Below are 25,207 nucleotides of genomic sequence, written 5' to 3' on the forward strand. Positions count from 1 at the left end.
GATTTCCTGTTATGTCGATGGCTGACCTCCCCTGCATTTCTGCCTGGCCACAGCCATCATGAGTTTTATCCGGTTTATCTGGTTCACTTCGCTCGCGCCGGGATCGTAGTCCACGGCGGCGATGTTGGCTTCGGGGAAGCGTCGCTTGAGCTCCTTGATGACGCCCTTGCCCGTGATGTGGTTGGGCAGGCATCCGAAGGGCTGCATGCAGAGAATGTTCCGAATGCGGCCGTGGAGCAGTTCCATCATTTCAGCCGTCAGCAGCCAGCCCTCGCCGGTCTGCTGACCGAGGGAAACCACGCCGTTCACCTGTTCGCGCAGCTTGCGGAACGGAAGCGGGGGAGAGAATCTCCTGCTTCGCGCGAGCACGAACCGGAGCGGCAGCCGCAGCGTCAGCAGCGCGCGCAGCAGCAGATTGCTGACCGTGGCGCGTCCCATGCTGCCGTTGTGGTGCTGCCAACGATACACTTCATCATACAATCCGTACAGAATAAAATCGGTGAAGTCGGGCATGACGGCTTCGCCGCCTTCCGCTTCCACGACCTTGACCGCATTGTTGTTGGCGTCGGGATGATACTTTAAAAGAATCTCGCCCACAAGTCCGACTCTGGGCCTCCGGGGCTCGTCCTTCAGGGGCAGGGCGTCGAAGGCCTTCACCACCTCGCCGAGATGCCGATAGGTGCGTCTGAGCGCGCCTTCGCGGATGTCCGCGTCGAGTACGGCGGCCCAGTGATCGGCCAAGGCTTCGGCGCTGCCTTTGGTGAGCTCGTAGGGACGGGTGCGGTACAAGAGCCGCATGAGGGTGTCGCCGCAGAGCAGCGCCTGCACGCCGCGCAGCAGCATGCGCCCCGTGATGCGGAAACCGGGGTTGCGTCCGAGACCGGAAAGGTTGAACGATATCACGGGAATGTCGGTGAGACCGCATTCCTTGAGCGCCTTGTAGAGAAAGCCGATGTAGTTGGTGGCGCGGCAGCCGCCGCCGGTCTGGGAGATGATGAGCGCGATGTGCTTTCTGTCGTACTTGCCGCTTTGAATGGCGTAGAGCAGCTGCCCGATAACCGTGATGGCGGGATAGCAGGCGTCGTTGTTCACGTGCCGGAGTCCTTCTTCCACGGCCTCGCGGGACACGGACTGCAGAAGTTCCGCCTTGTAGCCGCAGGCCTTGAGCATGGAGGGCAGGAACTGGAAGTGGATGGGCGACATCTGCGGAATGAGAATGGTGTGGGTTTCCCGCATCTCTTCCGTAAAGTCCGGGGGCATCCAGGTGTCTTCCTCCTCGGGAGCCATGGGAAGCAGGGTGGCGAACTCGGGCAGAGCCTTCTGCGCGCGATTGTTTCTGCGTTCCTTCATGGTGGCGAGCAAAGAGCGCACGCGTATGCGCGCCGCGCCGAGGTTGGCGCCTTCGTCGATTTTGATCTGCGTGTAGAGCCTGCCGGAAGCGGAGAGAATTTCCTCCACCTGATCGGCGGTAACGGCGTCGAGACCGCAGCCGAACGACACGAGCTGCACCAGCGACACCTGATCCGACTGCGCGGCATAGGCGGCCGCGCGGTAGAGTCTGGCGTGGAAGGTCCACTGATCGACCACTCTCAATTTGCCGGGATCGGGCATGAGATGGGCCACGGAATCCTCGGTGAGCACTGCGAGACCGGACGCCGTGATGAGATCGGGAATGCCGTGATGCACTTCAGGATCAACATGGTAGGGATGTCCGGCCAGAATGATGCCCATCTTGCCGGTCTTCTTGAGGAAGTCGAGCACTTCCGCGCCCTTTTCCTTCAAGTCGTCCTTGAACTTTTTCTTTTCGCGGAAGGCGTCTTCAAGAGCTTCCTGAATTTCTGCGCGGGGAATGTTGCGGAAGAGATCGAGCGGCAGGAGCATGTTGAGCAGACCGTTCAGTTCCACGGGCAGGAAGGGACAGATGAGTTCCACGCCCTGTTCGCGCAGCTTTTCCACGTTGTTCTTCAGCAGTTCCGGATACCCGCCCACCACGGGACAGTTGTAGCGGTTGTCCTGCGTGAGGAATTCCTTGCGTTCAAAGGCGATGCACGGATAGAAAATGCGGTTCACGCCCTTCTGGATGAGATCCATGATGTGGCCGTGGCTGAGCTTGGCCGGATAGCACACCGTCTGCGACGGAATGGTGGCCATGCCGCGGGCGTACATTTTTTTGGAGGACGGCGCCGAAAGCACCACGCGGAAGCCGAGCTTCGTGAACAGGGTGAACCAGAGGGGGTAATCCTCGTACATGTTCAGCACGCGGGGAATGCCGATGCTGCCGCGGGGGGCCTTGTCCGGGGAGAGCGGCACGTAGTGATCGAACAGCCTCTTGTACTTGTAGTCGAAGAGGTTGGGCATGCTTTCGTCGGACGCGCTCTTGCCTGCGCCGCGTTCGCAGCGGTTGCCGGAGACGAAGCGGGAACCGTCGGAAAAGCGGTTCACGGTGAGCAGACAGTGGTTGGAGCAGCCTTTGCAGCGGGTGACGCTTCTTTCGGCATGGAAGGCGGCCAGCTCTTCGCGCGAGAGCAGCGTGGAGCCTGCGGGGGACTCGTTTTCCCTGGCGATGAGCGCCGCGCCGAACGCGCCCATGAGTCCGGCGATGTCCAGACGCAGCACTTCGCGGCCGAGACTGAGTTCCAGGGCGCGGAGCAGGGCGTCGTTCTTGAAGGATCCGCCCTGCGCGATGACGTATTCGCCGAGCTCTTCCGGGCTGGAAATCTTGATGACCTTGTAGAGGGCGTTCTTGACCACGGAATAGGAGAGTCCCGCGGCGATGTCGCCGACCGATCTTCCTTCCTTCTGCGCCTGCTTGACGCGCGAATTCATGAACACGGTGCAGCGGGTGCCGAGGTCCACGGGATTTTCGGCGTGCAGCGCTTCGTCCACGAAGGAGGGAAGATCCATGCCGAGCGACTTGGCAAAGGTCTCGATGAAGGAACCGCAGCCGGCGGAACACGCTTCGTTGAGCTGAATGCGGTCCACCATGCCGTCCTTGACGTGGAGGCACTTGATGTCCTGTCCACCGATGTCGAGCACAAAGGTCACGTTCGGCAGGAAGAACTGCGCCGCCTTGCAGTGAGCCAGAGTTTCCACTTCGTCCACGTCGGCATGGAGTCCGGCCCGCAGCAGGCCGCCGCCGTAGCCGGTCACGCCTGCGGCGGCAATGCGCGCATAAGGCGGCAGAATGTCATAGACGTCCTTGAGAATCTGTACCGCGGCTTCGAGGGGTCTGCCCTGGCTCGGCGCATAGGACTGATGAAGAATGCGGCCTTCGGCGTCCACCAGCACGGACTTGATGGTGGTGGAGCCGGCGTCGATGCCGAGATAGACGGGGGCGGGCGCTTCCTTCGTGCCGGAAAGGGAGTTGATGTCCGCCCAGGTTGCGGTGTGGGAATTGTGCCGTTCGCGGAAGGCGCGCAGCTCTTCTTCGTTGCGGAAGAGGGGCGGCAGGGACACGACGTCGGGCTTGTGATCGCCGCTGGTCAGTTTTTCAGCAAGAGCCGACAGCTCTTCGGCTGTCCACACACGCTCTCCAACCTGCTGCTCGTTGCCGGGAAGCTCGTGCTGAGAAACGGAATACATGGCCGTCCCCATGGCGACGAAATATTCGGCGTATTCGGGGAAGATGGCGTTTTCCTTGGACAGGGCCAGCGTTTCCACAAAGCGCTGGCGCAGACTGCTCAGAAAGGCGAGAGGGCCGCCGAGAAAGGCGACCTTGCCTTCGATGGCGCGGCCGCAGGCCAGACCGCTGACAGCCTGTTCCACCACGGCCTGAAAGATGGAGGCGGCAATGTCTTCTCTGGCGCAGCCTTCGTTGAGCAGCGGAAGAATGTCCGTTTTGGCGAACACGCCGCAGCGGGAGGCGATGGGATAGATGGTGCGGCAGCGGGAGGCGAGCTCGTTGAGACCCGCGGCGTCGGTGTTGAGGAAGGCCGCCATCTGATCGATGAACGCGCCCGTGCCTCCGGCGCAGGTTTCGTTCATGCGCTGTTCCACGCCGCCGGTGAAGAACGTGATTTTCGCGTCTTCGCCGCCGAGTTCTATGGTGACGTCCACGTCGGGAATGCGCCTGCGGATGCTTTCCGCCGAGGCGATGACTTCCTGAACAAAGGGAATGCCGAGTTCTTCGGTGAGGGAGATGGCTCCGGAACCCGTGGCGGCCAGCGTGAAGGTGTGACCGGAGAGCCCGCCGTCGGCGAGCGCTTCGCGGAAAAGCTGGGCCACCGTTGCCCGAACGTCGGACATGTGGCGCTGGTAGCGTGCGTAGAGCACGCGGGTAGACGGGTCCAGGACAACAAGCTTCACGGTGGTGGAGCCGATATCAAGACCAATGTGAGCCAAGGTCGACCTTGTATTCATACAAGACACCCTGAGGGAATCGAACGCTGTTAGAATAAGGAAAGGATGAAAAAAACGCAAGAGGACATAGTTGTCCTCTGTGTCGGCCGGAAAAACAATTATTCGCGGATGCCCAGCGCTTCGAGAGCGAGGCGGGCGGCTTCCTGTTCGGCGCGCTTGAGGCTTCCGCCTTCGGCCACGAAGCTGCGACCGTCGGAAAGCTCAAGCTGCACGCGGAAGGTCTTGGCGTGTTCGGGGCCGCTGCTGGAAAGGGGCAGGTACACGGGCAGGGAATGGAGTATGGACTGCGTGGCTTCCTGAAGACGGGTCTTGTAGTCCTTGCTCTTGCGGTCGGTGCCGGGTTCCGGCCAGCGGTTGGCGTAGAGCCGGTGGATGAGGGCCGAGGCCTCTTCGTGTCCGCCGTCGAGATACACGGCGCCGAGCACGGCTTCCATGGCGTCGGCGATGAGCGCCGCGCGTTCTCTGCCGCCCTGCGCCTCTTCGCCGCGTCCCATGAACAGGGCTTCGCCGAGGTGGAGGCTGCGGGCCAGCTCGGCCAGTTTGCCTTCGCTCACCAGGCGGGAACGCAGCCGGGTCATGCCGCCTTCTCTTTCTTTGGGAAAGCGCTTGTAGATTTCATAGGAGACATTCACTTCCAGTACGGCGTCGCCCAGAAATTCCAGCCGTTCGTTGTGAACGGTGTTGTGCTCGTTGGCCCATGAACTGTGGGTCAGCGCCGTAGCCAGCAGCGAAATGTCGTGAAAACGATACTGGAGACGCTCCTCAAGCTCCGAAAGGCGCTTCAGCGTGTCGGGGGAAAAAGCTGTCCTGTTGTGCATGTTAAAACTCCTCATGTGGGAAAGAAATAGGCTCTCATTCCCCGATTGGCAATAGCCCCGTTTCGACTTGACAAGTGTGCCGGTACTTCCTACTTATCTACTACAACATTCAAGGAGTCTTATCATGGCCTATGATATCCGTCTTGTAAAAATCGTGACCGGTGAGCTCATCATCGGCAAGTTCGACGCCGAAGCCAATGCTCTCACCGACGTCGCCATCATGCAGACTGTTCCCACCCAGCAGGGCGTCCAGCTCATGATGCTGCCCTACGGTTATCCCTTCGACCAGGAATTCAACGGCCGCATCGACGGCAAGCATTTTCTCTTCGAATACTCGCACACTCCGCAGGAAGTGCAGGACAAGTATCTGGAGGCCTGCTCCAATCTGTCGCTCTCTTCCGGCGGACTGAATCCCAATCCCCAGCAGAACGGCGGATCCGGACTCATTCTGTAGTCCCGTCGTCATGACCGTCAAAAGGCGCGAGAGCAATCCCGCGCCTTTTTTTGTCACTTTTTTATTTTCTGCTCCGTTTCCATCAGGATATCGGAGCAGGCAGTCTGCCGACCGGCTGCGAAAAAGAGGTCGTCAGCCTCATTTCGGCGCAACCGATGTTTTCCGGACGGCGGTCGTCGGCCGGGAAAGTTCGAGAAGCGCAGAGAGCAGGGGGAAGTCTGAGGCCGTCGCGAGCCTAGAGCGATGTAAGCATGTACTTGCGCACGAGCTTTGCGGCGGCTTCGCGGCAGGCGTCGTCGGTTTCGTTCTGCGCGGAGAGACGGAGCAGCGGCATGGCTTCGTTCACGAAGTCGGGACGGGCTTCCAGCAGACGGGCTATGGCGCGATAGCAGGAAATGCGCAGCGGCGCGTGATCGCAGAAACCGGTGCTTTTTTCCTCCGGGGCGTCGTAGATGTAGTGGAGCAGCACGCGGCGGAAGGTGTCGGCCAGAGGCGGGCACTGCGCCAGTGTTTCTCCGAATGCCTCGGGAATGCCCCAGCCGATGTTTCCCGATTCCTCATTCATGTGCCACATGAAGCGGCGCACGATGTTTTTGGCGTCTTCAGGAGAATCGGCATAGACTCCAGCCATCACGCCGCCCATGGCAAAGGCCGCGCGTTCGGTCATGTCGCCGCCTTCGGGCAGACAGGCGAACAGGGCGTTGGCCAGAGAAAGCGGACTGACGTTTTCTTCTTCGCATTCTCTGGGAAGAGGCTGATCTTTCGACCATTTGTCGTCGCGCAGCCAGGCGCGCAGGCTGTTTTTCAGGGAACGGAAACGAGGCATGAGCGTACTCCTTTTGCTGTCGGGCGCAAGATACTATGGAAGAGCATGTTCTGGCAAGGATTACCCGGTTTTTGACCTTCCGGCAATTGGGGCTTGACAGAAACGCGATTACAGGACAATTATTCGAGTTCCTATTGCGCTAACCAGCCCCGCCACCGGCGGGGAATTACTTGGAGGATTCCTATGAGCAAAGTTCTTCAGAACGCCGTCAAGACCGAAGCCGGTGTTGAAGTGAACGGCATTCCTGTTCAGCCCATCGTTGAAAACTGCAGCGGCTGCGATCGCGTCTGCGAGTTCGAAGGCCAGCAGTTCTGCGCGAGCTACCCCATCCCCGCCAAGAAGTGGACTTCCGGCAAGTGCAACTTCGCTACCCACATCAAGGTGGAAGTCGCCGCCAAGGCCAAGGTGAACCCTCTGAAGGCCTCCAAGCGCGCCGCCAAGGGTCACTAGGCCGTACCCTGTTTTCCGGTCGTCCGACCGGATTGCGGCCTGTCGGCGCGGGCACCCGCACGGGATGTCCCGCAGAAGAAAAGGCTCCGCTTTCTTTTGCAGAGCGGAGGTCTGTTCTCTGCCGTCTTTCTTTCGACCTTCACCGGGTTCCGCTCTGCGGCGCCCGGTGTTAGGTGTTTAAAAGGAGTATCATCATGTCTCAGGAAGAAAAGCATACGCTGCTTGCCTCGCTTTCCGGCTGTGCCGACCGCATGTTTGAACTGCAGAGCGCCATGACGGCCCGTCGCGGGCTCGGCCCCGACAACGGCGGCGACGGCGAACAGAGCAAGGCCGAATATCTTGAGACATGGCTGCGCTCCTTCGGCATCGACGACATCGAACATGTGGACGCCGCCGACGACAGAGTGCCGTCCGGGAAGCGCCCCAATCTCATTGTTCGGGTTCCCGGGCGTTCCGAGCGGACGCTGTGGATACTCGGCCACCTGGACGTCGTGCCCGCCGGAGAGGAAAGCCTCTGGCGTTCCGATCCCTGGACCGTCGTTCACGACGACCAGGATCCCGATCTCATTTACGGCCGCGGCGTGGAAGACAATCAGCAGGCCGTGGCGTGCGGCTGCGCGCTGGCCGCGGCGCTCAAGGAAAACGGCATCGTGCCTGATCTCGGCCTCGGTCTCATTCTGGTGTCCGACGAGGAAACGGGCAACGCGTACGGCATTCAGCATGTGTTCCGCGAGAAACCGGACTTTGTGTCTGCCGACGATCTTGTGCTGGTACCCGATTCGGGCAGCCCTGACGGCGCGTTCATCGAAACGGCGGAGAAGGGCATTCTCTGGCTGCGGGTCGAGGTTGAAGGGCGTCAGTGTCACGCCTCCCGTCCCGACGACGGAAAGAACGCGCTTGCGGCGGCCGCGGCCATGATTCTCGGAGCCGCGGACGTGGAAGCGTCCTTTACCGCGCGCAACTCGTTGTTTGCGCCGGATCGCTCCACCTTCACGCCCACGAAGCACGAAGCCAACGTGCCCAACGTCAACACCATGCCCGGCAAGGAAGTGTTTTACATCGACTGCCGCGTGCTTCCCTGCTACTCGCTGGACGAAGTGCTTTCCGCCTTCCGCGCTCTGGCCGACAAGGTGGCGGAGAAGTACGAGGTTTCCGTGCGCGTGGAAAAATTCATGGAAGAGCCCGCCGCCGCGCCTACGGCTGAAGACAGTCCCGTGGTCTCCGGCTTGAAGAAGGCCGTGAAGGATGTGCTCGGCGGGGACTGCCGCTGCGGCGGCATAGGCGGTTCCACCGTGGCGGTCAATTTCCGGGAACGCGGCATTCCCGCCGCCGTGTGGGCGCTGATTTTTGAAAACTGCCACTCTCCCAATGAGGCGGCGCGTCTTTCGTTTGCCGTCAAGGAGGCGCAGGTGTTTGCCTCCATGCTCTTCAACGACTGAGCGGAGGCGTCATGCGCACGATACAGGTGGTGAACGTCCGCTGGTACAACGCCACGGCGTGGTATGGGGTAACGCTGGCGCATTGTCTTCAGAAGGCCGGTCACGAATCCCTGGTGGCCGGACTTGCCGGCACGCCGCCTCTGGAAAAGGCGCGCGAGCTCGGCCTGCCCACGATTGCCTTGCCCTTCAATTCGCAGACGCCGGGCAAAATCGTGGAACTTTGGCGCGGCATGAACAGGCTCGTGCGTGATTTCAGGCCGGACGTCGTCAACTGCCATCGCGGCGAAGCCTTTGTGCTGTGGGCGCTTCTGAAGCAGAAAGGCGGCTACGCGCTGGTGCGCACCCGGGGAGACCGGCGTCTTCCGCGGGGCGGAGCGGTCAACCGCTGGCTGCACTGCCGCGCCGCCGATGCCGTCATTGCCACCAACAGCCTCATGACCCGGCATTTTGCCGAAGTCCTGCGCGTGCCTTCCGACCGGCTGTACACCATACTCGGCGGCGTGGACACGGCGCGCTTTCATGCGGACAGGCAGGCCGGAGCCGAGATGCGGCGTCAGTACGGCTATGCCGACGACGACATCGTCATGGGGCTCCTCGGCCGCATGGATGAAGTGAAGGGCATCCGGGAAACGCTTGCCGCGCTGGCCAGAGCCCGGGAACTTTCCCCGGACGCGAAGCGGATCCGTTTTCTCGTCATCGGTTTCGACTCGGAATTCACCACGGCGGACGTGGCCCGCTGGACGGAGGAATACGACCTCGGAAAGCTCGGCGAAATCGTGACCGTTACGGGACGGGTGCAGAGGCCGGAAGCCGTCATCAACGCGCTCGACTTCGGCATTCTGGCGTCGCTGGGCTCGGAGGCCATTGCCAGAGCCGCCTTGGAAATCATGGCGTCGGGCGTGCCGCTCATTTCATCCACCACGGGCGTGATGCCCGATCTTCTGAACGAGGAATACTGCTTTGCTCCGGCGGATGTGCCTGCCATGGCCGAACGCATGATTCAGGCCACGGACAAGGCCTGGCGCGAGAAACTGGCAGGCGTGTGTCTCGACCGTATTTTCAAGGGTGGGCTGCGTCTTGAGGATTTTCTTGCCTCGTCGCTTGACGTGTACGACGCGGCACTGCAAAACGCCTGCGCGAGTCATTAATCCGTCGAGATTCTGCCCGGTCGCTTTTGTGAGGGGAGAGGCAGACGCGTCTTTCATTGAAGGGCGGCGCGCTCTCTCCGAAAGAGTTCCCCAGCGCGGTCTTTGATCGACCTGCTGCAAAAAGGAGAACCTCGGCAGCAAGAATGTTTTTTTATGGTTTTCCTGCGCGTTTGCGGCAGGGAAAGGAAAAGCCCCGTCGGGTTACGGCGGGGCTTTGTCGTATCTTACACGAAAGTTTTCTGCCGGAACGGCAAAAGAACATTGCCGTTCGGCGCGCTGCGGGACGGGATGGCGTCGTTGCTCCGTGCAGGCAGAATTTTTGTGAACGCCTTCTTTTCGCTGTGAATACGGGCGATTTTCCTCTCTCGGCTGGACTATCGGATGTCGGCGTCGTCATCGGGAACGGCAAAGGGTTCGCCCCATGTTTCCCCATAAACGAGGTTCGGATCGTAGCGGTTTTCCTCAAAGAAGTCCTGCAGCGGATAGCCGATCAGCACAAGACTGAACGGGCGCACCATTCCCGGCAGGGAAAAGGCGGACATGAACGCCTTTTCTCTCTCCTCAAGAGGATGAATGCCGCACCAGAGTGCGCCGAGACCCATGACCCGAGCGGCCAGCATGATGTTCTGCGTGGCGGCGGCGCAGTCCTGAGGCCAGAAGACCGTCTGGGGCGTGGCGGAAGTGTCGCAGCAGACGAGCACGGCAAGCGGAGCGTCCCGCGCAGGCCCTGCCGAAGGGTGCAGCGACGGCAACGTTTGAAGCTTGTCTCTGTCGGTAATGACGATGAAACGTTTTGTCTGGGCGTTTTCTGCCGCAGGCGCGGCGAAGGCGGCCTTGAGCAGCGTTTTCTGCATCCGGCCTTCCACGGAACGTGGAGAAAATCTGCGTATGCTGCGCCTGGTGAAAATGGCTTCAAGAGCGGTGTCCATGCGTTCTCCTTTTTTTCTTCACCATACGGGAAAAAGAGACCGCGGAAAGAGGATGCGCCCATGATACTCATGAGCGGCGTGAGTATCATGCCGCAGGGCTGTGAGCGCCGCACGCTGCGCGAAGTGTTGTCCGACTGATTTTTCCTGAGAGTTGAGTGAATGTTTTTCCTGCCGACAGACCGCCAGACGAGGGCCGCGCAGAGCACGGCGGCGACCATGCAGAAAAATCGGAGTCCCGAACAACGCCGGAGCAAGAGAGGACGTTGCTTTGTCGCCTGCTCTGTCAGAAGAAAATCGCCTTGTTGCCGAGCAAAGAGGCTGCAACAAGTCCAGTCCACGGCGCAAGGGTGTGAGAAGGGGAAAAAAGGCCGGAGTCGCTGATTCTCCGGCCTTTTCCTGTCAGAACTTCGTTTCCGGGTCGCGATCCCACAGCGTGAGCGCTCGGCAGACTTCGCTTCCGTCGGCTGTCCGCTGAATGGAGTGAAGTGCGGCAAAGGAAACGTCGTGTCCGAAAATGCAGGACTCCGTGCCGGTCGGAGCGGGCGAGGAAGCGCAGAGACAGTTCAGCTCTTCCTGCGGAAAGCATTCCGCACGGAACGTGATGTCCACCAGACGGGGCATCGGAGGTTCGCCGGCGGATGATGCGAGCGCGGATGTCGGCGGCAGGGGTTCCAGAATCCAGGCCAGATATCTGGTGTTGTTGACGTGGCCGTTGATGTCCAGATCGTCCCTGCGCACTCTGAGAAGCGCGTTTGTCGGCTGCTGCGCGCGCAGGCGGGGAATGACGCGGCAGGCAAAGGGTGCGCAGGGGCGCGGCGCGGAAGGATATCTCGGAATCAGTTCGTCGGGGAGCTGAGCCATGGAGCGGTCGGACAGACTCATGACCGACCATGCGCTGCCGCCGCTTATGATGAGACGGTCCTGTGCGTCGTACACCTCGTAGCCTCTGTGGCGGAAGCGGTCGAACGTGGAGGGCCAGGTGTGAACGCGCAGTTTTTCTTCCGCGCGGGGCAGGCGGTCGATGCGCAGCACCAGCCGCGTCAGCACCCAGGTGAGATGATATTGGAGAAGATCGTTTTCGCCGAAACCCAGGACGTCGGCATTTCTGCCCGCAGATTCCTGCAGCCAGTTGCCCAGCGAGGAAAGCGTGGCAACGCCGTTTTCTCCTATTTCTCCGTAGCGGACGGAAAATTCGACGTCCATGGAACAGGCGTCGTCTTCAGAACATGGCATGTTTTGGCCTCTTTCGTGTTGTCCGGACTTTTCCGGAACAGTCGTTGTTGCGGGTGTCCCGCAGATGTCAGTAATTTTTCTTCCACTCCAGGCCGAACTCCGTTCTGTTGGACGAGGCCTTGGCCTGCGCCTCAAGGCTGGGGGTGAGTTCTATTTCCACCACGGCGCCGGTGTCGCTGTCCCGCCCTATGCCCTGTTCCACGCCGACATAGACGTTGTCGAGCACGTAGGTTCCCATTTCAAGCGAGGTCTTCGACATGTCGGAGTTGCCGTCGTCGGAAGAGGCATTGTCCGAGTTCAGCTTGAACACGTCAAGTCCCAGCAGCTTGCGGCCGAAGCCCATGACGTCCGGCCCGCCCAGCCCGGCAAGCTGTGCGGCTCCGGCGGCGAGCTGCAGCGCCTGCACGTGACTCAGCGTGCCTGCCGACTGCCCGAACATGATTTGGGATATGATTTCATCCTGCGGCATGGCAGGTTGACTGGACAGCGCTATTTCCGGCTTCGTGGCCGGACCGCTTACCGTGACGTCCGCCGTGATGCTGGGGGCCGTGTATTCCATGACGATGTTCAGCATGGGGCTGACGGGCCACCCGCCGTCAAAGGAGATGCGGCCTTCGGTGAGATTGAAGTGCTTGCCGAGCACGTCGAGTCCGCCGCGCACAGCCTGAACGTTGCCGGTGACGCCGGGCCGGGCAAGCGGCCCGCGGGCGCTGATGTCGCCTTTCCATTCGCATTCCAGACCGTAGCCGCGGATGAAAAACTGATTGGGAATGCGTACGTGTACGTTCAGTCTTCCTTTCAGGGCCGGAGCCGGAGGCTGGGCCTTCTGGCCCGGCTGTTCGATGGGCAGGGTGACGATGTCGCCGCCGGGAAGGTCGGCCAGCTGTATCTGTCCCTTGTCCACGGTGATGTCCGCGCGGACGCTGGGATCGTTTGCCGTGCCGGACACCCCGAGCGAACCGGAAAGCATGATGCTTATATCCTGCCGGCGCAGGGGAGACAGCCTGTCGATGTTGCCGTTGACGGAAAGCGCAAGATCTCTGGGGTCGAACCAGCCGTTCAGCGTGACGCGGCCCTTGCGCCCGTCTTCGGCGGAAAGGTCGAGGGTGAGTCGGCCGCCGGATTTTCTGACGACGTTCATGCGGTCGGCGTCGGCGCGCAGACGGATGTTTCTGAGTTCCACGCCCTGAACGAGATCGGCGAAACGGCCGTTGTCGAGTGCGGCGTGCATGGTGAGTTCCGGCGCGGACAGCGTGCCGGACAGATCGGCCGTCAGATCAATGACGCCGGAAAGCCGCTGATCGGCCAGGGGCAGAAGCTGCCATATCCGGCCGAGCTCGCCGGAGAGCAGCACCTCTCCGCGCAAGGGACCGCGCAGGTCGGGCACGGCTGCGCCGTGCGCCGGAGACGTGAAGGGCAGATTAGCCTGCACCACGCAGCTTGTAATTCCGAGATCCTGCTGCGTTTTTTCCGGCAGCTCCAAAGAAATGGAGAGCGTGCGGCGCTTGCCCGACACGCCCAGTCTGCCGACGACATCGGCATCGACAGGCGGCATGGTCGAGCCGGGAAGCAGAATTTTTTTCAAGTTCAACTTGAAGTTTCCCGTGGGGCGGGACAGCGTTCCGGCGACGGCGGCATTCAGGTCGAGCGAACCTGAGGGCAGTTCCTGCGAAAAGCATCGGAAGGCGGAAAGGTCGGGCAGCGCAAGGTCGGCGTTGAGGGACAGCTTGTTCGGCGACCAGCTGCCGGAAACGTCGATCGAGCCGGACGGAAGAAGGTCGAACGATGCCCCGGACAGGGAAAACGTGTCTCCCTTTCTGCGCAGCGTGGCAGGTGAGACGAGGCGAAGGCCTGCCGTTTCGTCTCCCGAAAGGCCGAGCAGCGCCGGAACCATATCGACGTCCAGCTTTTCGAGCGTGTATTCGCCGATTTTCCAGCGAAGAGCGGCGTCGCAGCGGATGTCGCCCCGGCTCTGCAGCGCGGCGCGCAGGCTGCTCTGGCCACCCTGTGCCGTGAGCGCCAGGCCGCTGAGCGATAGCGACGGCGTTTTGAGCGTTTTTAATCCGGCGTCGAGATCAACGTCGGGCTTGGCCCACAGATGTTTGACGTTCATGCGGCCGTTCAGGCCGGAAAGCGCCACGCGGCTCTGCGAAGAGCGTATGCGGAGACGGTCCAGCGTTCCCTTCCAGGCGACGGACTGCGAGCCGGACGAAGAAAGGGAGAGTTCCATGGTCAGCGGCGAGCCTGTGATGTTCGTGCCGGAGATGCGGGCCAGGGGAGCCCAGTGCGGAATGCGGATGTTCAGCGAGCCGTCGAGTGCAGGCGGCGTCATGCCCAGAAATTCGGCGACCGTGCCGGAGGGGCGTGGAGAAGCGGTGAAAGGAATCAGGGCCGCAAGGCTTCCCGTGGCGACATTGTCTTCAAGGCGCAGATCCAGCTTGTCCAGAGAGACGCGCAGGGACGGCGTCCGGCGCTGTTCTTCCACCGCCCAGAGTGTGTCGAGGGAGGTTTTCTGGCCGTTGATGCGAAGATCGGCCCGGGCACGCCCCGTGAGAAGAGGAAGGGGATCACCTGAGGATGTTTCTTTTTCCGCTTCCGCATGTTCGGATGCCGGGGCGGTGGAAGCCGGGGAAGACTCATTCGTGCCGTCGCCGAAAAGACCCTGACGCCCGAGTTCCGCGAGTCGCGGCAGATCCGCCGCCATGCGCGGAATGTCGGCGTGGGGGAGCGTCAGCTCAACCTGCGCCTTTTCCAGCAGCGTTTTGTCGATGCGGAGCTTGTCGCTTGAGAGCGACAGGCTGGCGCTCAGCGCCGAGAGGCTTCCGGAGACGTCGCCCGAGAAACGGGCGTTTCCGGAAAGCTGCGGAACGAGGACTCCGGCGTTGTTGAACGCGCATTCGGCGTGAACCTTCATGTCGGAGCGGGGAGACAGCAAAGAGCCGTCCGGCAGACGGAGAGCGCCTTGCACGAGCGCCCGGAGGCGCTCCGAAGTGAGATTCAGTGAAGTTATTTCGGCGCTCAGACCATGTTCGTCGCTCCGGGCCATCGCGCCGGAGCCCCGCAGCGTGCAGGCTTTTCCGAAAAGCGCGGCAAGCTCCGGCGTTGTCCAGACCATGTCCGCAAGCTCCGCGCTGGCGTAAACTTCAAGTTTCGGTTGAATGTTCTGACGCGTCTGAACGAGAACGCCTGCCTTGAGCGAGCCGTTTTTCTGACCGGCCAGCGCCCAGAGTCTCTCGGAGGCAGGGCCGCTTTCCAGCGTGACGAGCGCGGAGCGCAGCATGGCCGCGGCGTCCGGCTCCATCAGGTTGAGCACGGCGTCGGCGGACGCGGAAAGCGCCGTGCGAAGGGAGTCTTTTTCCTGAACATCGGCCCACAGACTTGCCCGGAGCTGCGAAGGTTCGCCCTTGCCCGTGAGGTGAAACGTGCCGATGGCGTCTCCCATACCTTCCGGGAGAAGAGCCAGAAAACCGAGGTCCGAGCCCTGCGCGTCAAGATCGAGCGCGAGATCGGAAGAAAGTCCGGCCTGAACGACGACAGGCGCGCAGGCTTCGTCGTCGCGGTTCAGTTTCAGCGAGACCGAAACGCCGTCTTTGCCGAGTCGAGCCGCCGCTTCGAGCGACGCCTGCACGGCGTGCCCGAACACGGCCTCGCTGAGTTCTGCCCGGAGTATGTTCAGGCTCTGGACTTGAAAGGCGGGAAGCCAGCCCGGCCAGTCTTGAAAGAGCGCCCGGGCCTCTTCCTGCATCTGCTGCGCCGAAAGCGGAGTCTGCGGTTTTTCTTCCTCGGCGGAGGGCGTGGTTTCCGGCAGGCGCAGCATCCTGGGGGAGTTGAGCGAGATTTCCGCCACGGCAAGCGTTTTCGGCAGCTCGCTCCAGTTCATGGAGAGCTCGGCGCTTTCCGCCTCCAGCCACACGCCCTGTTCATCGCAAACGCGTATTCCCGACGCCTGAAAACGGAAAGGCAGCGGACCTTGAAAGCCGTCAATGCTGGCGCTGAGTCCGCCGGGCAGGGACTGGAGCGCGCCGTTGATCGTGCGCGTGAGCCAGGCTTCGCCTGCCGAACTGTGCAGAAAGAGCAGACCGCCGCCTCCGGCCGCCACGAGAAATCCGAACGCTCCGGCAACGCTCCACGCCGCAAGACGCAGCAGGCGGCGTTTCTTCTTGGCGGGCGCCCGGCCGTCGTTTTCCGGCGGAGAGGTCGGGGCGTCCTGGGGGGACAGGTGTTCGTCGTGCTCTTTTTCGTTCATCAGAAGCTCTGCCCGATGCTGATGTAAATCTGATAGTCCCTGTCGTCATGCTTCTTGTCCAGAGGCACGGCGACGTCGAAACGAACGGGACCGATGGGAGTGTAGTAGCGCAGCCCTATGCCCGCGCCCCACTGGAAATCCCGGAACAGTTGGGGGAATTCTTCCTCATAGACCATGCCGCCGTCGAGGAAGGGAACGATGCCCACGTTTTCCGTGACGCGGAAGCGGGCTTCGAGATTGATTTCATGGAACGAGGTTCCGCCGCGCGGTTCGCCGTACTGATCTTTCGGCCCGATGGCCTGATAGGAATAGCCGCGCACGGAGCCGCCTCCGCCGCAGTAAAAGCGCAGGGAAGGCGGTATGTTGGCAATGTCCGCGCCCATGAAGGAGCCGAGCGAGGTACGGGCGGCCAGCACCAGCCGGTCGCCTTCAAAGGGGGAATAGTATCCCGAGGCCGTCATTTTTGCGGACAGACCGGAGAAATTGCCGTTGTAGTAACCGGTCGTGGGCGCGGCTTCCCACTGGAGAAAGATGCCCCGAACAGGATTCATGATGTCGTTGCGGGTGTCTCGCCGCAGGGCGAAAATGAGGCTGGCGTAACGGTATTCATCCTTCACCACGCGGGTGACCGTGCCTTCTTCGCCGAACACGCGCACGCTTCCCCACCAGTCGGGGGAGAGTTTGCGCTCCAAACCTGCGTAGGCGTTGAGAGCCGTGGTGTCGTAGGCGTCGGTGTCTTCCCGCAGATAGGAAGCCCCGGCAAGCAGTTTCTGGTCGCGGTCCCCGAAGGCCGGCTTTTCAAAGTCGGCCTGCACGCCTCGCTTGTCCTGCGCAAAGGGCGTCTTGAGCGTCAGCTTTTCGCCCGCGCCGAAAAGATTGCGGTGCTGCCACTCGCCCTGCACGCCCATGCCGGTGTCCGTGGCGTATCGCGCGCCGGCGCTCACGGTTCGGAAACTCGATTCCCGAACGTCCACAAGCACGGGCAGCGTCAGCGCTCCGCCTTCTTCCTGCGACTTGCCGAGCGAGGCGGGCGCAGCCTTCACGTTCACAAGGCGGAACAGTCCGAGCCCCTGGAGTTCCCGGCGATAGGCCTGCACACGTCTGTCGTCCCAGGGCTCGCCTTTCTGCCAGGTCACGAGCTTTTGCAGATAGGCGTGATCCACGTTGTCGGCGCCGCGGATGGAGGCGTCGCCCATGACCGCGGCCGGACCGGGATTGACGGTCACGTCGGCGTTCAGTGTTTTTTTGCGTTTGTTCAGCGTGTACCGCGTGGAGGCGACGTCCGCTTCGGGGTAGCCCGAACGGTGCAGCGCCTGCGGAATCTCGTCAACGGCGGCAAGCACCTTGTCCGCCTCGGCGGGATCTCCGTCCTTCAGGGGAAGAGCCTTGGGAACCGGCGCGGTCTCAATGCCTGGAAAGGGCGGCAGCGGCGCGGGTTCCGGCTGGTAGGAAAGTGCGGCGCGGCCTATGCTGTAGCGCGGCCCGGGAATGAGCGTGAGCGTGACGCGAGCCTCTGCGCCGTCTTTCGGTTCCGTGACGTCCGTTTTTGCCGTGCCGTCGTAGTAGCCGAGGGAATGGAGCAGCTTGACGGCGTTTTCTCTGTCGATGCGGGCGCGCCGCATGAGTCCGATGAGACCGTCCGGCAGAGTGTCGCGCAGCTGCACGAGCTGACTGTGCCGCTCCATCGCGGCGCGGATGCCGGAATCGTCTCCTTCCACGCGGATGTCCACGCTGTAGGGCACGGGATCGCGTTCAAAAAGCGGGGCGACGTCTTCCTGCTGCTGTTCGGCGGCGTGACGAAACAGCCCGCAACCGGAGACGGGACAGAGCAGAATCGCCGTTCCCATGGCAAGCAGCAAGTGGCGGAGGCTGGAGGTCATAATGCAAGCAAGTAGCATGGGCCTGCTCGACTTGCAAGGGAAGAGAGCACTTGACGCTCAGTAAATCATGCCGCCATACGTCAGGAATTTCCGCGTATTAGCGCGACATCTGACGGAGAAAGCTCCTGAGCCGCGGATGCTGCGGGCTGGAAAAAATATCGTGAGGCGAGCCCTGTTCAAGGATTTCGCCTTGATCCATGAACAGAATTCTGTCGGCCGCCTCACGGGCAAAGCCCATCTCGTGCGTGACCACGACCATGGTCATGCCGTCGCGGGCAAGATCGGTCATGACGTCGAGCACTTCGCCCGTCATTTCCGGATCAAGGGCGGAGGTCGGTTCGTCGAACAGCATGATGCGCGGCTTCATGGCCAGCGCCCGGGTGATGGCCGCGCGCTGCTTCTGTCCGCCGGAAAGTTCGTCGGGGAAGGCGTATTTTTTGTCGGCAAGGCCCGTGCGCCTGAGCAGGGCGTCGGCCAGATCGGCGGCCTCGGCGCGCGTCATGCCGCGCAGGCGGACGGGGCAGAGAATCAGATTTTCCAGAACATTGAGGTGCGGAAAGAGGTTGAAGGACTGGAACACCATGCCCATGTCCTGACGGAGACGGCAGATGTCGCATGTGCTGTCGTAGATGTCTTTGCCTTCGACAAGAATCTGTCCGGCCTGAATGATTTCCAGGCGGTTGAGACAGCGCAGCATGGTGGATTTGCCCGATCCGGAAGGGCCGATGAGAAACACCTTTTCTCCTTCCATGACGTTGAAGGAGACGTTGTTCAGCGCGTGGAGGGAGCCGTAGCTTTTTCGTACGCCGCGCACGGAAATCAGCGGGGCGTCCGACGGGGCGGGAACAGAAGAGAAAGTCGTCATGGCCTTTTGTGCAACAGGCGCAAGTCGGGTGTCAAGCGCATCCGAAAAGCCGGACTGGACAGAAGCCCGTGCCGGAGTGTATTTGTGCAGGAAAAACAGGAAGGAAAAACATGATACAGGCGTATGTGTGCCTCGGCTCGAACATGGGGGATGCAAAAGCGCATCTGGCCCGGGCCCGGGCGGAGCTCGACGCCGTGCCCGGCGTGCGGGTGACGGCGGCTTCTTCTCTTTACAGCACGGAGCCGCAGGGAAGAAAGGATCAGCCGTGGTTTCTCAATCAGGTTGTCCGCCTCGACTGCCCGGACGACATGAGCGCCGTGAGTCTTCTGGACGCCATGCTGGAAAAGGAATCCGCCATGGGACGCGTTCGCGTGGAAGGCGACCATTTCGGACCGCGCGTCATCGACATGGATCTGCTTCTTTTCGGAAACGAGACGCAGCGGCTGGGCGATCATCTCATTCTGCCGCATCCGCGGATGACCGAAAGAGCCTTTGTGCTGATTCCTCTGCTGGAAATTGCTCCCGATCTCGTCATGCCGGACGGCAGAAGCGTGAAGTCCCTGCTGGAGAAATTGCCCTGTCGGCTTGAAGGTTCCTCCATTTTCCAATAGATTCACCTTGTGCGCGCTGCCTCTGCGCCTCTGTGAAGTCACGACAACCCTGCTCAGGAGAGAGTATGATTATTAAGGTAGTCATTTTTGTACTGGTCTGCTATGTCCTGTATCGGCTTTTCATGAACGACAGCAAGAAAAAGGCCGAAAAGGACGCCCAGCAGCAGAAAAAGCGCATGGAATCCGGAGAAATGGTGCAGGACCCCGTGTGCGGCACCTATGTGGACAAGGACAATTCCATCACGGTCCGCAACGGCGATCAGACGCTGCATTTTTGCAGCTACGAGTGCCGTCAGAAATATATCGACCGTTTCAACGAACAGCAGAAGCTCAACTGAGTTTCCGGCGACGTCGGCGTTCCGGGAAGGGCAGGGCGCAACCCTCATTCCGGCATGCCGCGGCGTTGCCGCCTGTCCGTCTGGCGGAGTCTTCGTCGGCGGATGTTCGTGAATGTTGCCGCATCGGATGACGCGGTTCGGCCCGGAGTGAGAGCTCCGGGCTTTTTGATTAAAAGGAAAGGGGCGGGAGAAGACGAACTTCTTCCGCCCGTTGTTTCTGGGACGCCTGATGAGAGATGATAATGTCGGAAACGACCGCCCGACGCCTGAAAGCCTGGCGGGACGCTCCGATCAGTCCCGACGTTCCCGGAACGCGCAGAAATATCGCGTCGCGTTGCCCGCCTGGTACGGCGCAACGGCCGTCAGCGTCCAGGGCAAGTCGTCGTCCGGCCTGAGCTCCTCACGGGTCAGAAAGACGACGCGTCCGTTTTCCGTAAGATGACCGCTCACGAAGGAAAGCATGTCCTTCCAGGGCATGAAGGCTCGACTGACGATGAGATCGGCCTTTTTTCCTTCCATGAACTGTTCGGCCCGGCCGCGAAAGACGTGCGTATCCTTCAGCGGATGGCGCGCCAGCACCGTGGAAAGAAAAATCGTGCGTTTGTCGCGCGATTCCACCATCCAGTAGCTGCCGTCGTTCCAGACCATGCGCAGCGGAATGCCGGGAAGCCCTGCGCCGGAACCGAGATCCCAGGTCACGGGCTCGGGCGGCAGGTCGGGCAGGATGTTTTTTCTGAGAAAGGCGTTGAGATGAAAGCTGTCCAGAATAAGTTCGTCCAGCGCGTCTCTCCAGTGCCTGGCCCCCACGAGGTTCATCATCCTGTTCCAGCGCATGAGAAGGTCAAGATAGCCGGCGAGCTCGGCGGCCTGTTCCGCAGTCAGCGCAAAGCCCGCTTTTTCGCACAGCGTCCTTACCAGAGAGGGAGAGCAGTCTTCACGCTTTGCCATCGGCGGCCGCCCATTCGTCGAAGCTGGTCTTGATGAAGTTCACGATGGCGGCGTGCTCCTCCTTGCCCGGGCCCTTGATGTCCACTGGCGCGCCGAAACGGACGTGGACGGGCAGCGAAGGCGTAATCCTGCCCATGTCCTTGATGAGGGAGCCTTCGCCCCAGGCGTCGGTCTTGAGGGCGATGGGGATCACCGGCACCTTGGCCTTGCGGGCGAGCTTGACGCCGAGCGTGTTGAAGTCTTCCGTCTTGACGTCGGGCCGGCGGCTGCCCTGAGAGAAGATGATGACGGAACGCCCGGCCGAAAGATGCTTCATGCCGCCTTCGAGCACGATGGTCAGGTCTTCTCTGGGATTGGTTCTGCCGAGGGCCAGCGGATCGCGGGAGGCCAGCACCGGGCCGAGGCAGGGATACTTCAGCAGTGACTTCTTCACCACGAAGGTCACGTCTTTGCGCGGCTGGATAATGCACGGCAGAAAGAAGGTTTCCAGCGTGCTCATGTGATTGGACTCGAACACGCACGGGCCTTCGATATCGAGGTTTTCAACGCCTTCAATGACAACGGGCGCGCCTATGCGTTCCATGAGGCGGCCGACGAGAAAGCTGTCGTACACCCAGCGTTCGGCATTGTAGTTTCCTGCCGCGGCGATGCGGCCGGCGCGATACATGATGCCCGCGAGGGACAGATAGAAGCGCAGAGACGGAAAAGCCCCGGCCGGATGTCCCGGCGAGCGGTAATTGCAGGAAAAATACTGTTCCATGGTCAGTCCGTTGGTTATTTCTTTTCTATGGGAGCGGCGCGGCGATGACGCCGATGCCAGGCGTTGAGACGCGGTTCGTCGCCCTGATCCTTGCTCTGATAGTAGCGGCGGGCGAGCACGGTTTCGGGCAGATATTCCTGATCCACCCATGCGCCGGGAAAGTTGTGCGGGTACAGATAGTCCTTGCCGTAGCCCCACTGTTTCTGCATCTTGGTGACGGCGTTGCGCAGATGCAGGGGAACGGGCTGCATGCCGTTGTTTTTGATTTCCCGCGTGACGTTGTGATAGGCGGCGTAGGTGGAATTGCTCTTCGGCGCGAGCGCCAGATAGACCGCCGTTTCCGCGAGCGGAATGTAGCCTTCCGGCATGCCTACGAATTCCACGGCCTGCTGACAGGCCACGGCCATGGGCAGCGCGTGGGGATCGGCAAGGCCCACGTCTTCCGAGGCCGAAAGAATGAGGCGTCGGCAGATGAAGCGCGGATCTTCTCCGCCCTCAAGCAGACAGGCCAGATAGTAGAGTGCGGCGTCGGGATCGCTGCCGCGGATGGATTTTATCATGGCCGAGGCAAGCTCGTAGTGGCTGTCGCCGTCCTTGTCGTGACGGGCCACCATTTCGGGCATGACCTTCTGCACGTCGGCGAGCGTGCGCTGCTGTTCCGGAAGATTGGAGACGTATTCCACCAGATTGAGCAGCGTTCTGGCGTCGCCGTTGGAGAGCGCGGCCAGAAATTCCAGCACGTCTTCGGGGAAGACGGCGCCGGTCTTTTCCATGCCCCGGCGGGCGAGCGAGAGCAGATCGTCCCGGCCGAGGGGCTTCAGGCGCAGCACGTGAAGCCGGGAAAGAAGCTGCCTTGTCACGCTGAAGGAAGGATTTTCCGTGGTGGTGGCGATCATGGTCATTTCGCCGCTTTCCAGAATGGGCAGGAAGAAGTCCTGCTGCGCCTTGGAAAAGCGATGAAGCTCGTCGAGCACCAGAATTTCCACACCGGCAAGCTGACGGCGCAGCTGCTGAATGCCCGCCTCGGGCGCGGAGAGACGGAGCATCTTTTTGCCCGTGGCCTTCGCCAGAAGCAGGGCCAGCGTGGACTTGCCGCAGCCGGGAGGGCCGAAGAGCAGAAGACTCGGCAGATGAGGAGCGTCGAGCAGCGCCTGAATCTGAGCGCGCAGATGCGGCTGTCCGACAAAATGTTCCAGGTCGGCGGGGCGCAGACTTTCCGGCAACGGTCGGTTCATGCCTTTCCTCCGGGGTGCTGACGTTTCCACCAGTGCAGTCCGAGGGCCATCATGGCGGCGGTTTCCCAGCGGAGCACTCGTTCACCCATGCTCAGCGCCTGAAAACCGGCCTGAATGAGTTTTTCGGCCTCGTCCGGCGTGAATCCGCCCTCCGGGCCGATGACGCAGAGCGTACGTCCAGGAAGACCGAGACAGGCTTCCGACATGAAGCTCTGTCCGGGCAGACCGCTTTCCAGCAGCACCTGCCTGTGCTCGAAGGCTTCCGAGGCTCGAATGAGCTCGTCCACGCCGCCGGGCAGGGTGCGCAATTCCGGCAGCCAGGGATTCCGGCACTGCTTGGCGCCCGCCACAAGAGAAGCGTGCCAGTTTTCCCGGGCGTCCTGTGGAACGGGAAACTGACTGCGCTTTGCCTGCCAGAACCACAGTCCCGCCGCTTCGAGCTCCACGGATTTTTCCAGTATCCAGCCGCGTCTGGCTTCCTTGCCCCAGCCCACGGCCAGAACGACGCCGGATGAAGGACGCGGATGCGCGGTGGTCTTGAGAACGCGCAGCCGGGCCGACTGTCTGCCAATCTGGAGAATGCGGCAGAGCGCCTCTTTTCCGACGCCGTCGAGCACAAGGACTTCATCGCCGGGATGCAGCCGGAGAACCCGGCCCATGTGATGCGCTTCCGCGCCGGAAAGTTCCAGTTCTTCCTGCCATTGTTCCGGCGGAAGATAAAACGTGTGCATGGTATTCTCCTGAAATATTGCCGATCTTCCCATTTATTATACCTGGTCGGCATGGTTTTGAAAAGTCCGGCGACAGGGCTTTCCCCGGCGGAAGCGTGAAAATTTTGCCGTCGCCCGGCATGGCGGATGTGAACATGGCCCGTCTGGCTTACGCCGCGTCGGAGGATTTGCGCGTTGTCGCGCCTGCGCTTCCTCCGACTTGCGGGTGTCCTGTTCATGGGTAATTCCCCGGCGGCTGCGCAGTTTTTTCCGTTTTTGCAGAGGAAATTGTTACAGCCGGAGGCGGAGTCGTCATTCCGGCATCGGCAGGGAAGAAAGTCTCCCGGCGTCAGGGGGCGCAGGGAGACGGCGTGTTTCAGGGTCGGCAACGGCGAGGCTCAGGCAAAGAAATGGAGCCAGAGCATGGAAAGAGGCATGGAGCACAGAAAGGCGGGCAGCATGCTCAGGATGGGAAACTGCATGATGCCGCAGGTGCGCAGGCCTGTTGCCAGCATGATGAAGCCGCCGCAACCGGAAAAGTTGTCCAGCAGGAAGGGCGTGGTGTACTGTCCGACAAAGCCTGCGGAAAGAAGAATGATAACCTGCACGAGAAACTGCGGAACGCAGAGAATGCCGATGATAGCGCCGGTGTTGGCGGCAATGAAGAGCGCCGTGGGAAAGTCCAGCAGCGCCTTGATGATGAGCAGGGAGGGATCGCCGGTGAGGCCTTCCTGCATGGCGCCGAAGAAGCCCAGACCGCTGCCGGCGAACACAACAAGAAAGATGGAAAACTGTTCGCGCATGTACTCGAGCGAGGTGTTCTGCTTTTTTCCTATGCGGCTGAAGGCCGTGGACACTTTATGGGCGACGCACATGATGAGGTATTCCAGACGGAACATTTCACCGATGAGCGTTCCGAGCAGCAGGGAGCATACGACGGGGGGAAGGGCCTGCGTCTTGCTTATCATGAAGACGCCCATGCCGATGTTGATGCAGCCGAAGACGAGCATGAGATTCTTGCGAAAGGTTTCTCCAAGCAGTCTTCCGATGTAGCTTCCGATGATGGCGCCAAAAAGAATGCATGACGAGTTGATTTCCGGACCGAGCATGTTTTTTCTCCTTGCTTTACGAGAGATGCATTAGGCAAACGCACAGGTATTTGTCGACGTTATTTAGCATGGCGACAGGTATGCGCCATGTGGAAACATGGTCCTGAGAGGCGGAATACGGAGCAGAAAAGAGAGCTCATCCACAAGGCATGGATGAGCGCAAAGCCGTTTTCGCCGAATCGGCGGCAGGGCGCCCCTGCGGAACGGGGGTGAGTCCGCACATGAGAGAGGAGGGGAAAGACATCGCAAGACAAAAGACATGCAGGCCGTATCCGCGACAGGATGCGGCAGCCATGAAGGGCAGCGGGCCCGAAGGAACGATGAAAATTCCCGACGTAACCTCGAAAAAGGACGGCGTTTATATTAAAACTTTGACGGGCACGCCGTCAAGGACTTTTATTTTCCAAAATGCATATATGTAATTACATGAAATTACATAATAAAGGTGAATTTGCTCGTTTGTGGGGCCAACATGTTCTCTGTTGCTCCAATCATGGTGATCATGAACATATCCGTCGGCTGGAGTTACGAAACGGGAGGTCGGCAACTGAAAGAAACGGGAAAGAAACGGTGGCGGAGGCCAGCTGGGTCGGGACGAGCCTCCTGTGCGGACACTCTGCACGGCTGACTTTCGTTTAGGCAGAGAAGGGCGGAGCGCATCATGCCGAGTTTGAGGCTGAAAGAAGAGGAGGTCCGCCGTTTTTTCCGTCGGAGAGAAGAGGTCGAAGACCGCCGGAGTCGCGGAAAGATGTTGGGGGAGCCGTGTTTTGAGACGGTCAGCCAAGGAGCTGTTCAAAAATTTAAAAAGGAAAACTCAAAATTTTTAGTGACTTAATTCTGAAGAACGAT

19 protein-coding genes are annotated in these 25,207 nt (G+C 60.9%); 6 read left to right on the forward strand and 13 right to left on the reverse strand.

What is annotated here, in order from left to right; genetic code table 11:
- Positions 1-9: 9 nt before the first annotated feature.
- Complete coding sequence (locus Q0K02_RS07185; RefSeq protein WP_294486703.1) at positions 10-4,341, reverse strand: 2-hydroxyacyl-CoA dehydratase; 4,332 nt, start codon at positions 4,339-4,341, stop codon at positions 10-12.
- 116 nt (positions 4,342-4,457) lie between these two features.
- The gene (gene rnc / locus Q0K02_RS07190) at positions 4,458-5,177 is read right to left on the reverse strand and encodes a ribonuclease III (RefSeq protein ID WP_294486706.1); all 720 of its coding nucleotides are present in this window, start codon (positions 5,175-5,177) and stop codon (positions 4,458-4,460) included.
- 124 nt (positions 5,178-5,301) lie between these two features.
- On the opposite strand from rnc, the gene Q0K02_RS07195 reads away from it, so the two are divergent.
- Positions 5,302-5,631 carry a hypothetical protein gene (locus tag Q0K02_RS07195; RefSeq protein ID WP_294486710.1) on the forward strand — a complete coding sequence of 110 codons (330 nt, stop codon included), beginning with the start codon at positions 5,302-5,304 and terminating at the stop codon, positions 5,629-5,631.
- A gap of 235 nt (positions 5,632-5,866) precedes the next feature.
- On the opposite strand, the gene Q0K02_RS07200 is transcribed toward Q0K02_RS07195, so the two are convergent.
- A complete protein-coding gene (locus tag Q0K02_RS07200) occupies positions 5,867-6,457 on the reverse strand; it encodes a DVU0298 family protein (RefSeq protein WP_294486712.1) in 591 nt (196 codons plus the stop codon).
- 183 nt (positions 6,458-6,640) lie between these two features.
- Here Q0K02_RS07200 and Q0K02_RS07205 point away from each other — a divergent pair, with 183 nt between their 5' ends.
- The 3 genes from Q0K02_RS07205 to Q0K02_RS07215 all read left to right on the forward strand — a co-directional run bounded on the left by Q0K02_RS07205 (position 6,641) and on the right by Q0K02_RS07215 (position 9,494).
- Positions 6,641-6,907: a PxxKW family cysteine-rich protein gene (locus Q0K02_RS07205; RefSeq protein ID WP_294486714.1), complete on the forward strand. Its 267-nt coding sequence runs from the start codon at positions 6,641-6,643 to the stop codon at positions 6,905-6,907.
- 194 nt (positions 6,908-7,101) lie between these two features.
- Positions 7,102-8,346 (forward strand): M20 family metallo-hydrolase, encoded by a 1,245-nt coding sequence (locus tag Q0K02_RS07210; RefSeq protein WP_294486716.1) that lies wholly within the window; start codon positions 7,102-7,104, stop codon positions 8,344-8,346.
- An 11-nt stretch (positions 8,347-8,357) separates the two neighbouring features.
- Positions 8,358-9,494, forward strand: coding sequence for a glycosyltransferase family 4 protein (locus tag Q0K02_RS07215; RefSeq protein ID WP_294486718.1), 1,137 nt, complete (start codon positions 8,358-8,360; stop codon positions 9,492-9,494).
- Positions 9,495-9,868: 374 nt separating this feature from the next.
- Here the strand turns inward: Q0K02_RS07215 and Q0K02_RS07220 are convergent, their stop codons facing one another.
- From Q0K02_RS07220 to Q0K02_RS07240, 5 genes are all read right to left on the reverse strand, one after another.
- A complete protein-coding gene (locus Q0K02_RS07220) occupies positions 9,869-10,423 on the reverse strand; it encodes a nitroreductase family protein (protein ID WP_294486721.1) in 555 nt (184 codons plus the stop codon).
- Positions 10,424-10,822: 399 nt separating this feature from the next.
- The gene (locus tag Q0K02_RS07225; protein ID WP_294486724.1) at positions 10,823-11,656 is read right to left on the reverse strand and encodes an acyl-ACP thioesterase domain-containing protein; all 834 of its coding nucleotides are present in this window, start codon (positions 11,654-11,656) and stop codon (positions 10,823-10,825) included.
- 67 nt (positions 11,657-11,723) lie between these two features.
- Positions 11,724-15,902, reverse strand: coding sequence for a translocation/assembly module TamB domain-containing protein (locus Q0K02_RS07230; protein ID WP_294486726.1), 4,179 nt, complete (start codon positions 15,900-15,902; stop codon positions 11,724-11,726).
- On the reverse strand, positions 15,902-17,800 hold the full coding sequence (locus tag Q0K02_RS07235; protein ID WP_294486727.1) for an autotransporter assembly complex family protein: 1,899 nt from the start codon (positions 17,798-17,800) through the stop codon (positions 15,902-15,904). The genes Q0K02_RS07230 and Q0K02_RS07235 overlap by 1 nt, the downstream gene beginning before the upstream one ends.
- 79 nt (positions 17,801-17,879) lie before the next feature.
- Entirely contained in the window at positions 17,880-18,647 is a 768-nt protein-coding gene (locus tag Q0K02_RS07240; RefSeq protein ID WP_294486731.1) for an amino acid ABC transporter ATP-binding protein, read from the reverse strand.
- A gap of 110 nt (positions 18,648-18,757) precedes the next feature.
- Here Q0K02_RS07240 and folK point away from each other — a divergent pair, with 110 nt between their 5' ends.
- Entirely contained in the window at positions 18,758-19,258 is a 501-nt protein-coding gene (folK, locus tag Q0K02_RS07245; protein ID WP_294486734.1) for a 2-amino-4-hydroxy-6-hydroxymethyldihydropteridine diphosphokinase, read from the forward strand.
- Positions 19,259-19,323: 65 nt separating this feature from the next.
- Complete coding sequence (locus tag Q0K02_RS07250; RefSeq protein WP_294486736.1) at positions 19,324-19,596, forward strand: transcriptional regulator; 273 nt, start codon at positions 19,324-19,326, stop codon at positions 19,594-19,596.
- Between the two features lie 291 nt (positions 19,597-19,887).
- Here Q0K02_RS07250 and Q0K02_RS07255 read toward each other — a convergent pair whose 3' ends face one another.
- The 5 genes from Q0K02_RS07255 to Q0K02_RS07275 all read right to left on the reverse strand — a co-directional run bounded on the left by Q0K02_RS07255 (position 19,888) and on the right by Q0K02_RS07275 (position 24,358).
- Positions 19,888-20,544, reverse strand: coding sequence for a 16S rRNA (guanine(527)-N(7))-methyltransferase RsmG (locus Q0K02_RS07255; RefSeq protein ID WP_363315672.1), 657 nt, complete (start codon positions 20,542-20,544; stop codon positions 19,888-19,890).
- Positions 20,531-21,304 carry a lysophospholipid acyltransferase family protein gene (locus tag Q0K02_RS07260; protein ID WP_294486741.1) on the reverse strand — a complete coding sequence of 258 codons (774 nt, stop codon included), beginning with the start codon at positions 21,302-21,304 and terminating at the stop codon, positions 20,531-20,533. Before Q0K02_RS07260 ends, Q0K02_RS07255 begins: the two co-directional genes overlap by 14 nt.
- Before the next feature lie 14 nt (positions 21,305-21,318).
- Complete coding sequence (locus Q0K02_RS07265; RefSeq protein WP_294486744.1) at positions 21,319-22,539, reverse strand: replication-associated recombination protein A; 1,221 nt, start codon at positions 22,537-22,539, stop codon at positions 21,319-21,321.
- Positions 22,536-23,270, reverse strand: a complete 735-nt coding sequence (locus Q0K02_RS07270; RefSeq protein ID WP_294486747.1) for a 16S rRNA (uracil(1498)-N(3))-methyltransferase — start codon at positions 23,268-23,270, stop codon at positions 22,536-22,538. The genes Q0K02_RS07265 and Q0K02_RS07270 overlap by 4 nt, the downstream gene beginning before the upstream one ends.
- Before the next feature lie 377 nt (positions 23,271-23,647).
- Complete coding sequence (locus Q0K02_RS07275) at positions 23,648-24,358, reverse strand: DUF554 domain-containing protein (RefSeq protein ID WP_294486750.1); 711 nt, start codon at positions 24,356-24,358, stop codon at positions 23,648-23,650.
- Positions 24,359-25,207 lie beyond the last annotated feature (849 nt).

Origin of the sequence: uncultured Mailhella sp., assembly GCF_944324995.1 — a bacterium.
In the GTDB taxonomy this organism is placed as follows: Bacteria; Desulfobacterota; Desulfovibrionia; order Desulfovibrionales; family Desulfovibrionaceae; genus Mailhella.